The 15,440-nt window shown below is 66.1% G+C and carries 12 protein-coding genes; 6 read left to right on the plus strand and 6 right to left on the minus strand.

Features of this window, described 5'->3' with window-relative positions; translation table 11 throughout:
* Positions 1-558 precede the first annotated feature (558 nt).
* The 4 genes from RCH07_RS09480 to RCH07_RS09495 all read left to right on the plus strand — a co-directional run bounded on the left by RCH07_RS09480 (position 559) and on the right by RCH07_RS09495 (position 6,140).
* Positions 559-846, plus strand: coding sequence for an HU family DNA-binding protein (locus tag RCH07_RS09480; RefSeq protein ID WP_011776355.1), 288 nt, complete (start codon positions 559-561; stop codon positions 844-846).
* A 141-nt stretch (positions 847-987) separates the two neighbouring features.
* Positions 988-3,135 (plus strand): cytochrome c oxidase assembly protein, encoded by a 2,148-nt coding sequence (locus RCH07_RS09485; RefSeq protein ID WP_442784799.1) that lies wholly within the window; start codon positions 988-990, stop codon positions 3,133-3,135.
* A complete protein-coding gene (locus tag RCH07_RS09490; protein ID WP_326967220.1) occupies positions 3,135-5,096 on the plus strand; it encodes an NHL domain-containing thioredoxin family protein in 1,962 nt (653 codons plus the stop codon). The genes RCH07_RS09485 and RCH07_RS09490 overlap by 1 nt, the downstream gene beginning before the upstream one ends.
* Positions 5,097-5,303: 207 nt before the next feature.
* On the plus strand, positions 5,304-6,140 hold the full coding sequence (locus tag RCH07_RS09495) for an endonuclease domain-containing protein (protein WP_326967221.1): 837 nt from the start codon (positions 5,304-5,306) through the stop codon (positions 6,138-6,140).
* Between the two features lie 238 nt (positions 6,141-6,378).
* Here RCH07_RS09495 and RCH07_RS09500 read toward each other — a convergent pair whose 3' ends face one another.
* From RCH07_RS09500 to RCH07_RS09510, 3 genes are all read right to left on the minus strand, one after another.
* The gene (locus RCH07_RS09500) at positions 6,379-8,067 is read right to left on the minus strand and encodes a helicase HerA-like domain-containing protein (RefSeq protein ID WP_326967222.1); all 1,689 of its coding nucleotides are present in this window, start codon (positions 8,065-8,067) and stop codon (positions 6,379-6,381) included.
* A 93-nt stretch (positions 8,068-8,160) separates the two neighbouring features.
* Entirely contained in the window at positions 8,161-8,862 is a 702-nt protein-coding gene (locus RCH07_RS09505) for a type 1 glutamine amidotransferase domain-containing protein (RefSeq protein WP_326967223.1), read from the minus strand.
* 53 nt (positions 8,863-8,915) lie between these two features.
* The gene (locus tag RCH07_RS09510) at positions 8,916-9,785 is read right to left on the minus strand and encodes an aldo/keto reductase (protein ID WP_326967224.1); all 870 of its coding nucleotides are present in this window, start codon (positions 9,783-9,785) and stop codon (positions 8,916-8,918) included.
* Between the two features lie 299 nt (positions 9,786-10,084).
* On the opposite strand from RCH07_RS09510, the gene RCH07_RS09515 reads away from it, so the two are divergent.
* Entirely contained in the window at positions 10,085-11,074 is a 990-nt protein-coding gene (locus RCH07_RS09515) for an LLM class flavin-dependent oxidoreductase (protein WP_326967225.1), read from the plus strand.
* Positions 11,075-11,587: 513 nt separating this feature from the next.
* Positions 11,588-12,019, plus strand: a complete 432-nt coding sequence (locus RCH07_RS09520; RefSeq protein WP_326967226.1) for a bleomycin resistance protein — start codon at positions 11,588-11,590, stop codon at positions 12,017-12,019.
* Between the two features lie 167 nt (positions 12,020-12,186).
* Here the strand turns inward: RCH07_RS09520 and RCH07_RS09525 are convergent, their stop codons facing one another.
* The 3 genes from RCH07_RS09525 to RCH07_RS09535 all read right to left on the minus strand — a co-directional run bounded on the left by RCH07_RS09525 (position 12,187) and on the right by RCH07_RS09535 (position 15,393).
* Positions 12,187-13,131 (minus strand): carbohydrate ABC transporter permease, encoded by a 945-nt coding sequence (locus RCH07_RS09525; RefSeq protein ID WP_326967227.1) that lies wholly within the window; start codon positions 13,129-13,131, stop codon positions 12,187-12,189.
* Positions 13,128-13,946, minus strand: a complete 819-nt coding sequence (locus RCH07_RS09530; RefSeq protein ID WP_326967228.1) for a carbohydrate ABC transporter permease — start codon at positions 13,944-13,946, stop codon at positions 13,128-13,130. The genes RCH07_RS09525 and RCH07_RS09530 overlap by 4 nt, the downstream gene beginning before the upstream one ends.
* 94 nt (positions 13,947-14,040) lie before the next feature.
* Positions 14,041-15,393: an ABC transporter substrate-binding protein gene (locus RCH07_RS09535; protein ID WP_326967229.1), complete on the minus strand. Its 1,353-nt coding sequence runs from the start codon at positions 15,391-15,393 to the stop codon at positions 14,041-14,043.
* Positions 15,394-15,440: the final 47 nt, after the last annotated feature.

Here is a 15,440-nt window from a genome sequence, read left to right on the forward strand (position 1 = left end):
CCCGGGAGGGTGTGGGAGAGTAGGTCACCGCCGGACACTATTTACACCTCAGGCCCCGACAACGACAGTCGGGGCCTGAGTCATTTAACCCCCAACCCGCACACCGGAACCCACCCCCGCCACCCCGCACCACCCGCCGTCGGCCCCCACCACCACCGGACGCCGCCAAAAGTACGTGTAGGACGTGAAGAGCGTCACCTTGAACCCAGCGGGAGCTGAGGGAGGGCTGTCCTGGAGGGGGCGGAACCTGAAGGAACGTCACCTTGAACCCAGCGGGAGGTGGGGGAGGATCGCCCAGCACGCCGCGGAACCTCAGGGAGGGTTGTGGCAGGGGGCCCGGGAAGCAGGGCAGACGGCCGCCAGCGGCGCTTCGGTGCCGTCCGCTGTCGGCGAAATATCGCCTCTAAAGGCCCCGATTCCCGTGATTTTCCCCGGAAAAGGCCGAAAACACGCGGAATTTGCCACCTCCACGGCGCCAAGCTGGTAAGTTTTCGAACAGTGGCTTGTGCGCATGCCGTGTGCAGGCTCCAGAAATCATGAGCGTCCAGGAGGACATAAATGGCTAAGAACCGTAGTGAACTTGTTGCAGAGGTAGCAGGCAAGGCCGGCACCAGCCAGGCAGCCGTCAACTCCGTGCTGGATGCACTGTTCGAGGTTTTCGAGACCTCTGTCGCCGCGGGCGAAAAGATCACCATCCCGGGCTGGCTCGCAGTTGAGCGCACCGACCGTGCAGCCCGCACCGGCCGCAACCCGCAGACGGGCGAGACCATCCAGATCGCCGCCGGCCACAGCGTCAAGCTGACCGCCGGCTCCAAGCTGAAGGCTGCAGTCGCTAAGAAGAAGTAGTCTTCTTCCAACGCGTCAAAGGAGCGGCAACCCTAGGGTTGCCGCTCCTTTTGCATTTACCGCAGTGTGCGTGTATCCAACGCAGTGTGCGGTTGACTTCGCCGATTCGGTGCGAACGCAGACGTAGCGGACAATGGACATGTGCCTTCCGCAGCAAATCCCCGTGCCACAGCCGCCCCGCCAGCCCCCGCCGGGGGAGCGCGAGGCCCTGCTGCCGCCGGGATCTCGCGGACCTGGCAGCTGGCCGGCGTCGTAGCACTGTTTGTGGGCCTCACAGCGGCGCTGCTGTTCTCCGGGGCCGCGGCGGCCCGCCAGGTCTCAGACCCCGGCGCCCTGGTTCGCTGGGGGCTTCCCATCAGCAAAGCCGTCCACAACGTCTCCCTGGCCACCGTGATCGGGGGGCTGCTCTTCGCCGTCGGCATCCTGCCACGGAGCCTCGCAAGCTCGCGGTCCAAGGACAAAGACAGGGACGCAGCAGAGCATCCCGCCTTCACCCGCGCCCTGGCCGTGGCCGCAGCGGCCGGGGCCATCTGGACCCTCTCCTCGATCGCCGTGCTGGTGTTGAGCTACTCGGACATCGCGGGCCAGGGAGTCTCGGGGGATCCCGAGTTCACCCGGTCCCTGGTCTACTTCATGACCGATATTGCGACCGGCCGGGCCTGGTTGGCGGTGGTTATCATCGCCGCCGTCGTTACCACCGCGCTCTTCGGCGTCCGCTCCCGGGGTGCCCTGGCGGCAACCCTGGTGCTGTCCCTGATCGGGCTGGTGCCGGCCGCACTGATTGGCCACTCCGCCAGTTCCAATGATCACGAAGGCGCCATCAACTCACTCGGCCTCCACCTCGTGGGCGTCTCGGCCTGGGTGGGCGGCATCATCATGCTGGCGCTGCTCTCCGGAGCCCTGACCGGAACCATGGCCGTCGGCAAAGCGGACATCACCGAGCCTGCGCTCCGCCGCTTCTCTTCACTGGCAGGATTCGCCTTCGTCCTCGTCTTCTCCTCCGGCGTGATCAATTCCGCCATCCGCATCACTGGCTGGGACGACCTCTTCGGCTCCGCCTACGGTCAGCTCATCCTGGCCAAGGCCACCGCCACCCTCGTGCTGGGCGGTATCGGGCTCATGCATCGCCGCTGGGTCATCCCGCAGCTCGGGAGCCAAGGCGGCGGCCTGTCCGCCCGGCGCGTGCTCTGGCAGCTCGTCGTCGTCGAACTGCTGGTGATGGGGGCGACGTCGGGAATCGCCGTTGCGCTGGGCCGTTCGGCGCCCCCGGAACCCACCACCTTCGCTCCCGACGCGACGCCGGCCTTCATCCTCTCCGGCTACGATCTTCCGCCGGAACTCACCCCGGAGCGCTGGCTCACCGAGTGGCGCCTCGACTGGCTCTGGGTCGCCGTCGCGGTCTTCGGACTGGTGACGTACGTCCTCGGCCTCCGGAAGGTGCTCAAGCGCGGCGACTCCTGGTCGTGGTTCCGTGCCGTCAACTGGGTGATCGGACTGGCTGTCCTGACGTACGTAACCTCAGGACCGCCGTCGGTCTACGGCCGGGTGCTGTTCTCGGCGCACATGGTGGACCACATGGCGCTGACCATGGTGGCCCCCATCTTCCTCGTCCTCGGTGCGCCTGTGACGCTGGCTTTGCGGGCGCTGACGCCGCGAAGGGACAGCTCCCGCGGGCCGCGCGAGTGGCTGCTGATCTTCGTCCACTCGAAGTTTTCCCAGCTCGTGACGCATCCGCTGTTCGCCGCCGCCAACTTTGCCGGCTCGATCGTCCTGTTCTACTACTCGGACGCTTTCGGCTACGCCATGCGCGAGCATGTGGGCCACGAGCTGATGAACCTGCACTTCGCCCTCACCGGGTACATCTTCGTGCTGACCATGATCGGCACCGACCCCTTGCCCCGGCGCGCGCCCTACCCTATGCGCCTGCTGCTCCTGCTGGCCACGATGGGCTTCCACGCCTTCTTCGGCGTCGCGATCATGGGCGGCACCGGACTGCTGGCCGCGGACTACTTCGGCAACCTCGGCCGGACCTGGGGTCCCTCCGCCCTGCTGGACCAACAGCTGGGCGGCGCGGTGGCGTGGGGCATCGGGGAGGTGCCCACCCTGCTGGTGGCAATCGGCGTCGCTGTTATGTGGTCCCGCTCCGATGCGCGCGAGTCCAAGCGCACCGACCGGGCGGCGGACAGGAATAACGACGCCGATCTCACTGCTTACAACGATATGTTTGCCAAGCTGGCCGAGCGCGACTCCAAGCTTGCCGAACGCAATTCAAAGCTGGAAGGACGCTGATGACAGAAACCGTACGTACCCACCACCGGGTCCGGGCCTCCGAACTCGTGGGCCGCAACTGGCTGAACACCGGCGGCAAGTCCCTGGACCTCGAATCCCTGCGCGGCAAGATCGTGATGCTCGACTTCTGGACCTTCTGCTGCATCAACTGCCTGCACGTCCTGGACGAACTCCGGCCGCTCGAGCAGCAATACTCCGACGTCCTGGTGACGGTCGGCGTGCACTCGCCCAAGTTCGAGCACGAGGCCGATCCGGTGGCCCTGGCCGCAGCCGTGGAACGCTACGAGATCCGCCACCCGGTCCTGGACGATCCCGAACTGGACACCTGGAAGGCCTATGCCGCACGCGCCTGGCCCACTCTGGTGGTCATCGATCCCGAGGGCTACATCGTGGCGCACCTCTCCGGCGAAGGCCACGCTGACGGCCTCGCCGTGCTGATCCCCGAACTGATCGCCGAGCACGAGGCGAAGGGCACCCTGCACCGCGGCGACGGCCCCTATGTGGCGCCGGAGCCGACGTCGGGCACCCTGCGGTTCCCGGGCAAGGCCCTGTACCTCCCGGCCGGCCGCGGGACCGGAAAAGCCACGGAGGCGGGATCCTGGCTGGTCACCGACACCGGCCACCACCGCCTCGTGGAACTCTCCACCGATTTCCAGACCGTGCTGGCCAGCTACGGTTCGGGCGACAAGGGCCATGCCGACGGCAACGCCGCGACGGCGCGGTTCAATGAACCACAGGGCCTGGTACTGCTCCCGGAAGATGTCGCTGCCGAGGCCGGCTACGACGTCGTGATCGCCGACACCGTGAACCACCGCCTCCGCGGGCTCTCCCTCGCCGACGGATCCGTCCGCACCCTGGCTGGCAACGGGGTGCAGCGGCTCCTCGAGACCGGCCCGGCACGGGTCGACGAGGAGGGCGCCGCCTACGGTGCCCGGCTGGAAGCGGACCCCCTGCAGGTCTCGCTGAGCTCGCCGTGGGACGTCGTCTGGTCCGCCCGGCTCAACGCCGTGGTGGTGGCGATGGCCGGCGTGCACCAGATCTTCAGCTTCGCCCCGCTGTCCGGCGCGGTGTCCATCATTGCCGGCAACGGCCTTGAGGGCCTGCTGGACGGCCCGGCCGCGGAAGCCTGGTTCGCCCAGTCCTCCGGCCTCGCCGAGGACGCGGAGGGCAACATCTGGGTGGCGGACTCCGAGACCTCGGCCCTGCGCAAGCTCGTGATCGAGGACGACGGCGCCATCACGGTCGAGTCGGCCGTCGGCCAGGGCCTGTTCGATTTTGGTTTCCGCGACGGTCCCGCCGCCGAGGCCCGGCTGCAGCACCCGCTCGGTGTGACGGTGCTTCCTGACGGTTCGGTGGCGATCGCGGACACCTACAACGGTGCCGTCCGCCGCTACGACCCCGTCTCTGATACAGTCTCCACGCTCGCGCGCGGGCTGTCCGAGCCCTCCGACGTGATTGTGGACCACACCCACGTTGCCGGCGCGGAGCCGCTGCTGGTGGTGGTCGAGGCCAACAAGCACCAGCTGGTCTACGTGCCCATCCCGAAGGAAGCCCAGCAAGTGGACGAGGGCGCGGCCCAGACCCACCGGCCCAAGAGCCCCGTAGCCCCCGGGCTGCTGGAGCTGAAGGTCCGCTTCACCGCGCCGACCGGGCAGAAACTGGACCACCGCTGGGGGGATCCCACCCAGCTGAAGATCTCCTCGACTCCGGCGGAGCTGCTGGTCTCCGGGGGCGGGACCTCCGTGGGCCTGGTCCGCACGCTGGAACTGGCGTCCGACATCCCCGCGGGGGTGCTGCACATTAGCGCCCGTGCCGCGGCCTGCGACGGCCCTGAGGATACGGACGACGAGATCCCGGACCACGCCGCCTGCCACCTGTACCAGCAGGACTGGGGCATCCCGGTGTTGCTGCAGGCCGACGGCGACACCGAACTGGTACTGGATCTGCGCGGAATGGACTAAACGGCCACCTTTGGCTGGTTGAGGCTGCTGTCCGTGACCACGCGTCACGGACAGCAGCCTTTTGGTTTGGACCGGGCCCGGCCGCCGCGGAACTGTTCGGCTCAGCCGCCTGAGCGGACTCAAAAAGCTGCGCTCCGTGACATCGAGTTGTCCACACCCAACCGTCCGCGGGTGCCGGAATTCACCATTCCGGGGGACCATGGCCGCATGGATATCTTCAGGGCTTTGAAGATCTGCGGGGGCGCGGCCCGAAGGCCCGCGCTGGCCTGCCTGGGGATCGACGACGCCGCCCTCCGGCGGGCAGTCAGAGCGGGAGTCCTGCAGCCGGGCCGTGGACTTTATGCGCTTACGACGGCGGACCCAAACTATGTGGCGCTGCTGCAGCGGCGGCAGTTGCTCACATGTCTCAGCGCCGCGCCCTTCTACCGGCTCTGGACCGTTGACTCTGCAGGACCCCGTCATGTCCACCACCGGCGTGGCGAGGGCGCCGGCGGAGAGATAGGACACGGCGGCCTGCTCCTGGAACCGCATCCGCACCGGCCGGTTGCAGCCCTCGGCGACGTGCTCCTTCATGCGCTGAGGTGCCTGCCATGGCGGGAGTCCCTGGTCATGGTGGACTGCGCCGTCGGCAGGGGCGATATAACCCTAGATTTCCTGCGGCAGAGACTCCCAGGTAAGCGCAATGGCCGGGCCCGTCAGGTTCTCGAATGGGTGGACCGCGGAGCCGAATCCATGCTGGAGACTCTCGCCAGGACCTATTTCCGGCAGGCCGGAATCCGGGTGGAGACGCAGATTTACATCGACGGCGTGGGATACGTGGATCTGCTGTTGGAGGGCAGGCTCATCGTAGAGCTGGACGGACGTCATCATGGTGAGTGGTCCCAAATGAAGAAGGACCAGCGCCGAAACAATGCGTCCGTAACCCAGGGCTTTACCGTCCTCCGGTACTACTACGACGACGTCGTGCATAGGCCGGATCAGATGGTGGCGGAGGTTCTGGCTGTCCTCGCCGGCCTTGGCGGATCCGGGCCCGCGTCACGGTAGGCGGTATTTTGGGACCGCACGGAGCCGCGATCCGCGGATTGACGGGCTGCGGCGAAGCTGCCGGAGCCAAGAGCCTGCCTGGCGTGACGCCCGGTCCGTGACGCCCGGTCCGTGACGCCCGGTCCGGCCCCCGTGGTCCGGCCCCCGCGGGGCCAGGGACAGTAGCTCAGGAGCGGGGTGAACCTCACCGTGTCATGCCAGCCCCGTGTGACGCGCACAGCGGGCGCGCACTGACGTGCTAGCGGCGGCGTCGCCTGGGGGCAGTGCCGAAGACGCCGCGGAGCAGTTCCCGGCCGAGCTGGGTGCCGAGCGAACGCGCCATGCTCCTGAGTCCGCCGCCGAGAGCCCCGCCCACGGCACCGGCAAGGCCGCCGTCTGTTCCGCCACCGGCGTCCTGCCCCCGCGCCGGACGTTCGGTAGCGCGTTCCTGTCCCCGCTCCGGCGCGGGCGCCGGCCGGCTGCTCGGGCGGCCCAGGATCTCCTCCTCGATCCGCCGGGCTTCGGCGTCGACGTCGTCGTGGTTCCCGGCGCTGCCCGGAGCGGTCGGGGCAGCAGCCGCACCGGTGCCGGCTGCAGCCTTGCCGCTGATCTTCTCGTAGGCGGAGACATTGTCTACCGCTGTGCCGTACTTGGCGAGCAGGGCGGAGCCGGCCACGGTGCTGGAAATCAGGGCGTCGCTGCTCGGGCCCATCACGGATTCCGGCGCGCGGAGTCGGGTCAACGCGACGGGGGTCGGGGCGCCCTTTTCGTTCATGACCGTGATGACTGCCTCGCCGATACCCGCGGAGGTGAGTGTCTCCTCGAGGTCGTAATCGTTGATCGGGAAGGTGGAAACGGTCGCCTTAAGGGCCTTGGCGTCCTCGGGCGTGTAGGCCCTCAGGGCGTGCTGCACCCGGTTGGCGAGCTGCCCCAGGACCTCGGCCGGAACATCCCTGGGCGTCTGGGTGACGAAAAAGATGCCGACGCCCTTGGACCGGATCAGCCGCACGGTGGTGGTGATCGCGTCCAGGAAGGCCTTCGAGGCGCCGTTGAACAGCAGGTGCGCCTCGTCGAGGAAGAACACGAGCTTGGGCTTGTCGAGGTCGCCCGCCTCGGGGAGCTCTTCGAACAGATCGGCGAGCAGCCACATCAGGAAAGTCGAGAACAGCATTGGCTTGGTCTGCAGCGTCGGAAGTTCCAGGCAGCTGATGACGCCGCGGCCGTCCGGGGCGGTGCACAGCAGCTCGGCGGTGTCGAACTCGGGTTCGCCGAAGAACTTCTCCATGCCCTGCGCCTCGAGCGTGACCAGTTCGCGGAGGATAACGCCGGCGGTGGCCTTGGAGAGCCCGCCCAGGTCTTCGAGCTCGTCCTTGCCCTCGTCCGAGGTGAGGAACTGGATGACAGCCCGGAGGTCCTTCAGATCGATGAGTTCGAGGCTGTTTTTGTCCGCGAAGTGGAAGACCAGCTGCAGGCTCGATTCCTGCGTGTCATTAAGCTCCATAACGCGGGACAGCAGGATGGGGCCAAAGGAGGTGATGGTGGCGCGGACAGGAATGCCGTTGCCGTCGCCGCCGAGGGCCAGGAACTCCACTGGGAACGTCTTGGGCGCCCAGGCCTGGCCGATGCCTTCCGTGCGGGCCAGGAGTTTTTCGGTGCCGGTGGCGGCGGTGGCCAGACCGGAGAGGTCGCCCTTGATGTCCGCAAGGAATACGGGCACCCCGGCGGCGGAGAGTTGCTCCGCCATCATGTGCAGGGTGACGGTTTTGCCGGTGCCGGTGGCGCCGGCCACCAGGCCGTGCCGGTTCATCATCGCCAGCGGGAGCCTGACGGGGGCGTCCTTGTGGATTTCGCCGTCGATGATCGCGGCGCCCAGTTCGATCGTGGGGCCCTCGAGGGTGTACCCCTTCTGGATGGTGGCGACTTTATCTGCTGTGGATTTGCTTGCCATGCGGATAGCTTAGCCGGGTCCGGCAAGGCCGGACCCGGCTAAGTTGACCGCGATTCGCCGGCTGCGATCACCGCCGGCGTTGGCTCGCCGTCGTTATTCCGCGAGAGCCTTGAGGACTTCCTTCGCGACGTCCTCGCTGGACTGCGGGTTCTGGCCGCTGATGAGGTTGCCGTCGCGCACTATATGGGAGCTCCAGGCGGCGCTGTTTTCCACGATGGCACCCTTCTCCTTTAGCACGTCCTCCACGAACCACGGTGTGTTGGGCCCGGTGCCGCCGTTGAGTTCTTCCTCGTCGGTGAAGACGGTGAGGCGGCGTCCCGCGAACGCGAACGCGCCGGCGTCGTCCGTGGCACTGAGCAGGGCTGCGGGGCCGTGACAGAACGGGGCGATGATCTTGCCGGCTGTGTTCGCCGCGCTCAGGAGCTTGCCGAGATCGGCATCCTGGAAGAGGTCGGACATGGGGCCGTGGCCGCCGGGCAGGACGACGGCATCGTAGCCGGCGGGGTCGACGTCGGCCAGCACCAGGGGTGCGGACAGTTCGGCGTCGATCTCGGAGAGGTACTTCCGGAATCCATCGGCGCGGTCCTGGCCGCCGGCGGATCCGGCGGCCAGGCTGACCTGGTCGACCGTGGGCTTCGTGCCGCCCGGGGTGGCGAGGTGGACGGTGTGCCCGGCGTGGAGCAGTGTCTGGTGGGAGACCACCAGTTCCTCCGCCCAGTAGCCGGTGGGGTGTTCGCTGCCGTCGCGCATGGTAAGCGAATCGGCGGCCGAGACGACCATCAGAATGTTAGCCATGGGGTGCTCCTGTTCTGCCGGCGCACGTGCGCCGGCGGGTGGGTGGAAAGGGTTTAGTGTGCAGCTTCGAGGTCGGCGTAGGTAGCGTCATCGAGGACGACGCCGGCCGCAGCCAGGTTTTCTTCGAGGTGCTTGACCGAGCCGGTGCCGGGAATCGGCATCATGACGGGGGAGCGGCGCAGCAGCCAGGCGAGGGCCACCTGGGAGGTGGTGGCGCCGAGGCGCGTGGCCGCCTCGTCCAGCAGGCCGCCGGGCTCTGCCAGCTCTCCCGCGGAGATGGGGGCCCAGGGGATAAAGCCGATCCCGTTTTCTTCGGCGTAGCTAAGGACGTCCTCGGAGCTGCGGTCGGTGAGGTTGTAGCGGTTCTGCACCGTGGATACGGTGAAGTACTTTCCGGCTTCCTCGAGTTCGGCGACGCTGACCTGGGACAGTCCCAAAGCCTTGACCTTGCCCTCCTTCTGCAGGTCGCGGAGCACGGTGAATTGCTCCTCGGGATCCACTTTGGGATCGATCCGGTGCAGCTGCAGCAGGTCCAGCGAGTCCACCTTGAGCTTGCGCAGGCTCAGCTCGGTCTGCTGGCGGAGGTATTCCGCGCGCCCCAGCGGGACCCAGACGTCGGGCCCGGTGCGGGCGAAGCCCACCTTGGTGGCGATCCGCAGGCCCTCCCTGTACGGGTGCAGAGCCTCGGCGAGGATCTCCTCGCTGATGTTCGGCCCGTAGGAATCGGCGGTGTCAATGAAGTCGACGCCGAGTTCGACGGCGCGGCGCACGACGGCGACCGCGGCCTTGCGGTCCGCCGGCTCGCCCCAGATGCCGTCTCCGACAATGCGCATGGCGCCGAAGCCCAGCCGCTGCACAGTGCCCAGGTTCTTGAGACCGATGGTGGCGGGTGGTTCCTGATGTTGTGGGTTGTCGTGGCTCATAAGGGCGGCAACTCCCCAAGCATGCTGAGTATTCCAGCCGGTGCGCCCGGTCCGGCGGGTCCCCTGCCGGACCGGGGTGTCCGGCGGGCTGGACTACGACTCCCCGTGCACGTGACGCGGCACCCGCGGCAATAGTTCCGCAAGAACGGCTCCGCAGAAATATCCCGGGCACCGCCGTCGTTGTTCCCAGTGTGCGCGTGCCGGAAACCGGTGCGCCTGAAGATCTTAAGACTGCTTAGGACCTTGGGACTGCATTAGACCCTGAGACATTGCCCCGCAACGAAAGGCCGGCTTTTTCCGTGACTGTTCCGCTTTCCATCCTTGATCTGGCAACCATCGGCAAGGGCCAGACGGCGGCAGAGAGTTTCGCGGGGAGCGTGGCCATCGCCCAGCTCGCCGAGGAGCTGGGCTACCGGCGGATCTGGTACGCCGAGCACCACAACATGTCCTCGATCGCTTCCTCAGCCACTAGCGTGCTGATTGCCCACATCGCCGCCCACACGGAGAGCATCCGCCTCGGTGCCGGCGGCGTGATGCTGCCCAACCACTCACCGCTGACCATAGCCGAGCAGTTCGGTACGCTCGAGACCCTGCACCCGGGACGGATCGACCTGGGCCTGGGACGCGCGCCGGGCAGTGACCAGAACACCCTGCGGGCCCTGCGCCGCGATCCGATGTCCTCGGACAGCTTCCCGCAGGATGTGCTGGAACTCCAGGGCTACCTGACCGGTCCCACCCGCATCCAGGGCGTCGAAGCCACCCCGGGCAAGGGCACGGACGTGCCGCTGTACATCCTGGGCTCCTCCCTGTTCGGGGCCAGGCTGGCCGCGCAGCTGGGGCTGCCCTACGCCTTCGCCTCGCACTTCGCGCCGAACGCGCTGCAGGACGCCGTCGCCATCTACCGCCGGGAGTTCAAGCCCTCCGCGCAGCTGGGCGCCCCACATGTGATCGCCGGCGTCAACGTGATCGCGGCGGACTCCGCGTCCGAGGCGCAGGAGATGCTCCAGGCCACCAAGCGGGCCCGCGTCTCGCTGTTCTTCGGAAACGGCACGGTGTTCAGCGACGACGAGGCGGACATGATCCTGGACTCGCCGCAGGGCCAGCACCTGGCACAGATGATGAAGTATTCCGCTGTCGGAACCCCGGACGTTGTCCTCGAGTACCTGGACGCGTTCACCGCCCACGCCGACGCCGATGAGCTGATCGTGGCGCACCAGAGCACCGGCACCGGGGCGCGGCTGGGATCCGTGGAATTGCTGGCCCAGGTCGCCGGACTGGCGCGGGTCTAGCGCGAGTTCCGGGCTATTTCGTCAGTTCGTAGGGGGTCTGGGCGCGGGGGTATGGGCGCGGTGGCCGAACTCGGGGACATGCCCCGCGCCGGGGCCAGCGGGTGGACATAGTGCCATTATGCCCAGTCCCGGGTGCGAAGAATGGGCATGCCCCGCTGGACTGGAAACCGGCCCGAAGGGACATGCCCCGCGCCGGAGCCAGCGGGTGGACATAGTGTCATTATGCCCAGTCCCGGGTGCGAAGAATGGGCATGTCCCCCGGCGCGAAATGGTCCGGGCTCCGTCTGACCCCCACAAACTAACGACAATGACCACTAGGTTCCCGGAGTAAGGGGCGCCGGGGTGTGGCCGCCGTCGGCGTGGGCACGGCTGGGGACTGTTCTAGCCTGACGTGGGGGATTCTGTGGGTGCCCGGGCCCTGCAATTGTTGTTTTCAGCGTGGCGGCAGCGAACTGGAGCCTGAAGCATGGCCTACGGTCGGTCCGCGGGATGGGACGGCACCATAATGGTGACATGACATCCCCATCGGGTAAAGTAGCCCCCTTAGCTCCGGGCCTGGTGCCGGAACTCCTGGTCACCGATCTCGTCACGAGCCTGCACTTTTGGGTCACACTCTGCGGTTTTGAGATTCTCTACGACCGGCCGGAGGAGGGGTTTGCGTATCTTCACTCGAGAACGGCGCACGTCATGCTGGAGCAGATCGGGGTCGGACGAAACTGGATCCCTGGCTCCCTTGAGAGTCCGCTGGGCCGCGGGGTTAATTTCCAGGTCGGCGTGCCGACGATAGCACCCGTGGTGGAACGTCTGGCGGCGGCCGGCTGGCTGCTTTTCATGGCCCCGGAAACCAAGTGGTACCAAACGGGCGACACAGAGGCCGGAGTTTCCCAATTTCTGGTCCAGGACCCCGATGGGTATCTCATCAGGTTCGCTTCACCGCTGAAGTAGGCGTTCCTTGTCAGTGAGCGACCGGGGTGCCCGGTCTTGTGCTTCCCAGTGCCGGGCGGAACGGTTCCCTGTTCATTCGTGCTCTCCTTTGGTGGGCGTACAGCCGACAGCGTAGGAGTCCCCGCTCGGGTGGGCGCCGGTCCCAGGCGATGGACCACTCTGGATGCCTATCCCTTGATTGCACCGCCGGTGAGCCCAGTGACGAGGAACCGCTGGGCAAAGAAGGCCAGGGCGATGATCGGGAGGGCCAGCAGGATGCTGGCTGCGGCGATTAACTGGTACAGGGCGGTGTCTTCCGCGATCCCGAAAGATGCGATGAAGACGGACAGGGTGGTCGCATACTGTTGCGTCAGTACGACGGGAATCAGATATTCCTGGATGGCCAGCAGAAAGGTGAAAATACCTGCGGTGACCAGCCCAGGGCCGGCGAGGGGCATGATGACGCGACGGAACGCCCCGAGTCGGCTGCAGCCGTCGATCTGGGCCGCCTCGTCGAGTTCCCGTGGCAGCTCGGCAAAGAAGTTCCGCAGCAGCCAAATCGTGAACGGCTGATTCACCGCAACCAGGGCGATGATCAGCATCAGCTGGGTGTCGTAGATGTTGAGGGCCTGTGCGATGGAATAGAAGGGCAGGACGACCACGAAGCGCGGCAGTGAGCGGAAGACAAGGGCGAGCACCAGCAACCACAATGAGATCCGCGAGTCAAAGCGTGAGAGTGCATAGGCCGCCGGTGCGCCCACGGCCAATGAAATGATGACTGTCACCACTGCTACCACGATGGTGTTCACCCCGAAGGACGCAAATTCAGTGGCGTACCACAACTGTTCATAAGCCGTGATCTGGGGGGTGAATGTCCAGACCGGCGGCGAAACGAACGCGTCCGTGTAGGGCTTGATGGAGGTCAGGAGGGCCCAAAAGAAGGGAAACACCGCCACGAACGAGGCCAGGGACAGCCCGGTGTACGCGAGGATTGTCCGCCACCGGGGCCGGCGTCCAATGGTGGTGTTGCTCGTGACCCCTAGCTTCCGCCGGGGCGTCCGTTTCTGGACACCGGGAACGGGTGCCCGAGGGGGAACAGGGCTAAGGACGCTGACGTTATTGGGTGTGCTCACGCGGATTTCATCTCCCGCCAGGTCTGGCGTATGAAAGGGACAAGGAAGATCAGGATGATGATGATCGTGATGACGTTGATGGCGCTGGCAAGTCCGAGTTGCTGGGTTTCGCCGAGCGCTACGTTGTAGACGTAGGTCATGAGGGACTCCGTGCCCACGGTCGAGGCGGCAGGGGTGATCATCCGAACGCTGTCGAAGACCCGGAAGCCGTCCATGATCGAGATCAGTGCGATGAAGCCTATGAAGCCCCTGATGGAGGGCATCACGATGCGCCACTGGGTCTGCCACCAGCCGGCACCGTCGATGGCGGCTGCCTCGATCCGTTCGCGGGGAACGGACTGCAGGGCCGCGACGAGGACGAGGATACCGAACGCGGACTCGTGCCAGATGCTATGGAAAATGAGGAGGAACTTCGCCGCGGTCGGATCGGTGAACCAGTCCGGTGCGATACCCAAGGGGGCCAGCAGGACGTTGACGAAGCCGCCGAACGTGCTGTTGAACAACCAGGAGAAGACTAAGGCGCCGATCACTGTCGGCACGACATAGGGCACAAGAAGCAGACCGAGGAAGAACGCCCGTGCCTTGGCGCGGACGGCGTTGAGCATGAGGCCGACAACGTACCCTCCCACGATCTTTCCCGCCGTCATCGCTGCGGTGTAGACGGTCGTGAATCCGGCTGCGGCCCAGAACCGCTGGTCGCCCAATGTCGCCGCATAGTTGCCGAACCCGACAAACAGTCCTGGGTCGCCGTAGCTGACCTTCCTGAAGCTGTCGAACGCCGTGATGAATAAGGGCCCGGCCATGAGCAAGGTCATGACCAAAATACTGGGGCCGACGAAGATGAAGAATTCGCGTCGTCTCAGTGGACCCACCTCCTAAGATCTGTTGTGGCGGATTCGCCGCGGAAAGCTACTTCAGGTACCCGGCGGTCTTCAGAGCGGCATTGGCTGCTGCATCAGCTTTGCCGAGTGCATCGATCGGATCCCCTGTGCCGTTGACTGCCTCGACGATGAAGGTGCGGGTGCTCTGCTGGATTGTGGGCATGAACGGTTTCAGCGGCAGGGTTTCGGCTCCGGCCTTCAGGGTGTCGAGTGCGGCCTGCCAGTAAGGGGCCTTGGCCTGCAGTGCGGAATCGTTGAGCTTGCTGGTGCGGGAAATGACGGCGAACGGGGCCCCGTTGGTCATTGCTGCGTCACCGACGGAGGTCGCCATGACTCCGGCGAGCGTCTCGAAGCCAACTTTGGAATTCTTGGCGATGGCAAACCCGTCCTGCGTCCACTGGGCGGCGGGCCTGCCTCCTGCCTTCGCCGCGGGGGCGGGTGCGAAGGCGAATTCCTTGGCGAACTTCGACAAGGCCGGATCGATGAGGGTCGCGCCCCTCCCGGCATAGACGATGCCCATGGCGGCCTGCCCGTTCTGCAGCGCAGCGACGGCTTTTGCATTGTTCAGTGTCAAGGCGTCGCTGGACATGTAGGACTTGAGTTTCCGCAGGTCATTGATCGCGGCTGCTCCCTCGGGGCTGGCCAGCGTCGGCCGTCCGTCGCCATTGACCCACGCTCCGCCCTGGCTGGTCAGTGCGTTGTTGAAAGCGGTGGAGATGTCGCTGTCCGCATTAAACGACGCGACGAAGGGCGTCTGGGACTTGCCCGCGGCCTTGATCTTGTCGGCCGCTTCATACAGTTCGCCGTAGGTCTTGGGCGCCTGGATGCCTAGCCCGTCCAGAATGTCCTTGCGGTACATCAGGATATGGACGTTCTGCTGGTTGGGCAGCGCGTAGAGGCGGCCGTCGTACTTCATCTTCTCCAGCAGTGCAGGGTCGATATCGTTGACACCGGACGCCTCACCATTCTTGGCGACCCAATCGTCCAGGGGTGCCAGCCAGCCCTTGGCCGCATATTCGACCAGGGTGGTGTTGTAGACCTCGACGATGTCGTAGGAGGCACCGTCCGCCGGTTGGGAGAGTGAGAGTGGCGCCTTTTCCAGCTGTGCCGAGAAGTCCACCGGTGAATGGTTGACCTTGAGGTTCTTGACTCCGTTGCAGGAGCTCGTCATGGCCTTCGAGAAAGGATCCATTCCGGGGGCGCCGTAGGCCAGGATGTTGACGGTGGCGGGGCTGGCCGGCTCCGGGGCCAGGCAGGTTCCTTTCGCCCCGGACGCGCCGGGAAGCTGACTGCCGGCACCGCAGGCAGCGAGTGAGGCCACCGTCACGGCGGCGACGGCGAGCATGACGGGCCGTTGACCCAGGATTTGCGATAAGTTCAAAGCGTCACCTCATGTTTGGTGCCCCTAGCGGGCATGAATACGTATGT

It is taken from the genome of Arthrobacter sp. CG_A4, assembly GCF_035985125.1.
In the GTDB taxonomy this organism is placed as follows: Bacteria; Actinomycetota; Actinomycetes; order Actinomycetales; family Micrococcaceae; genus Arthrobacter.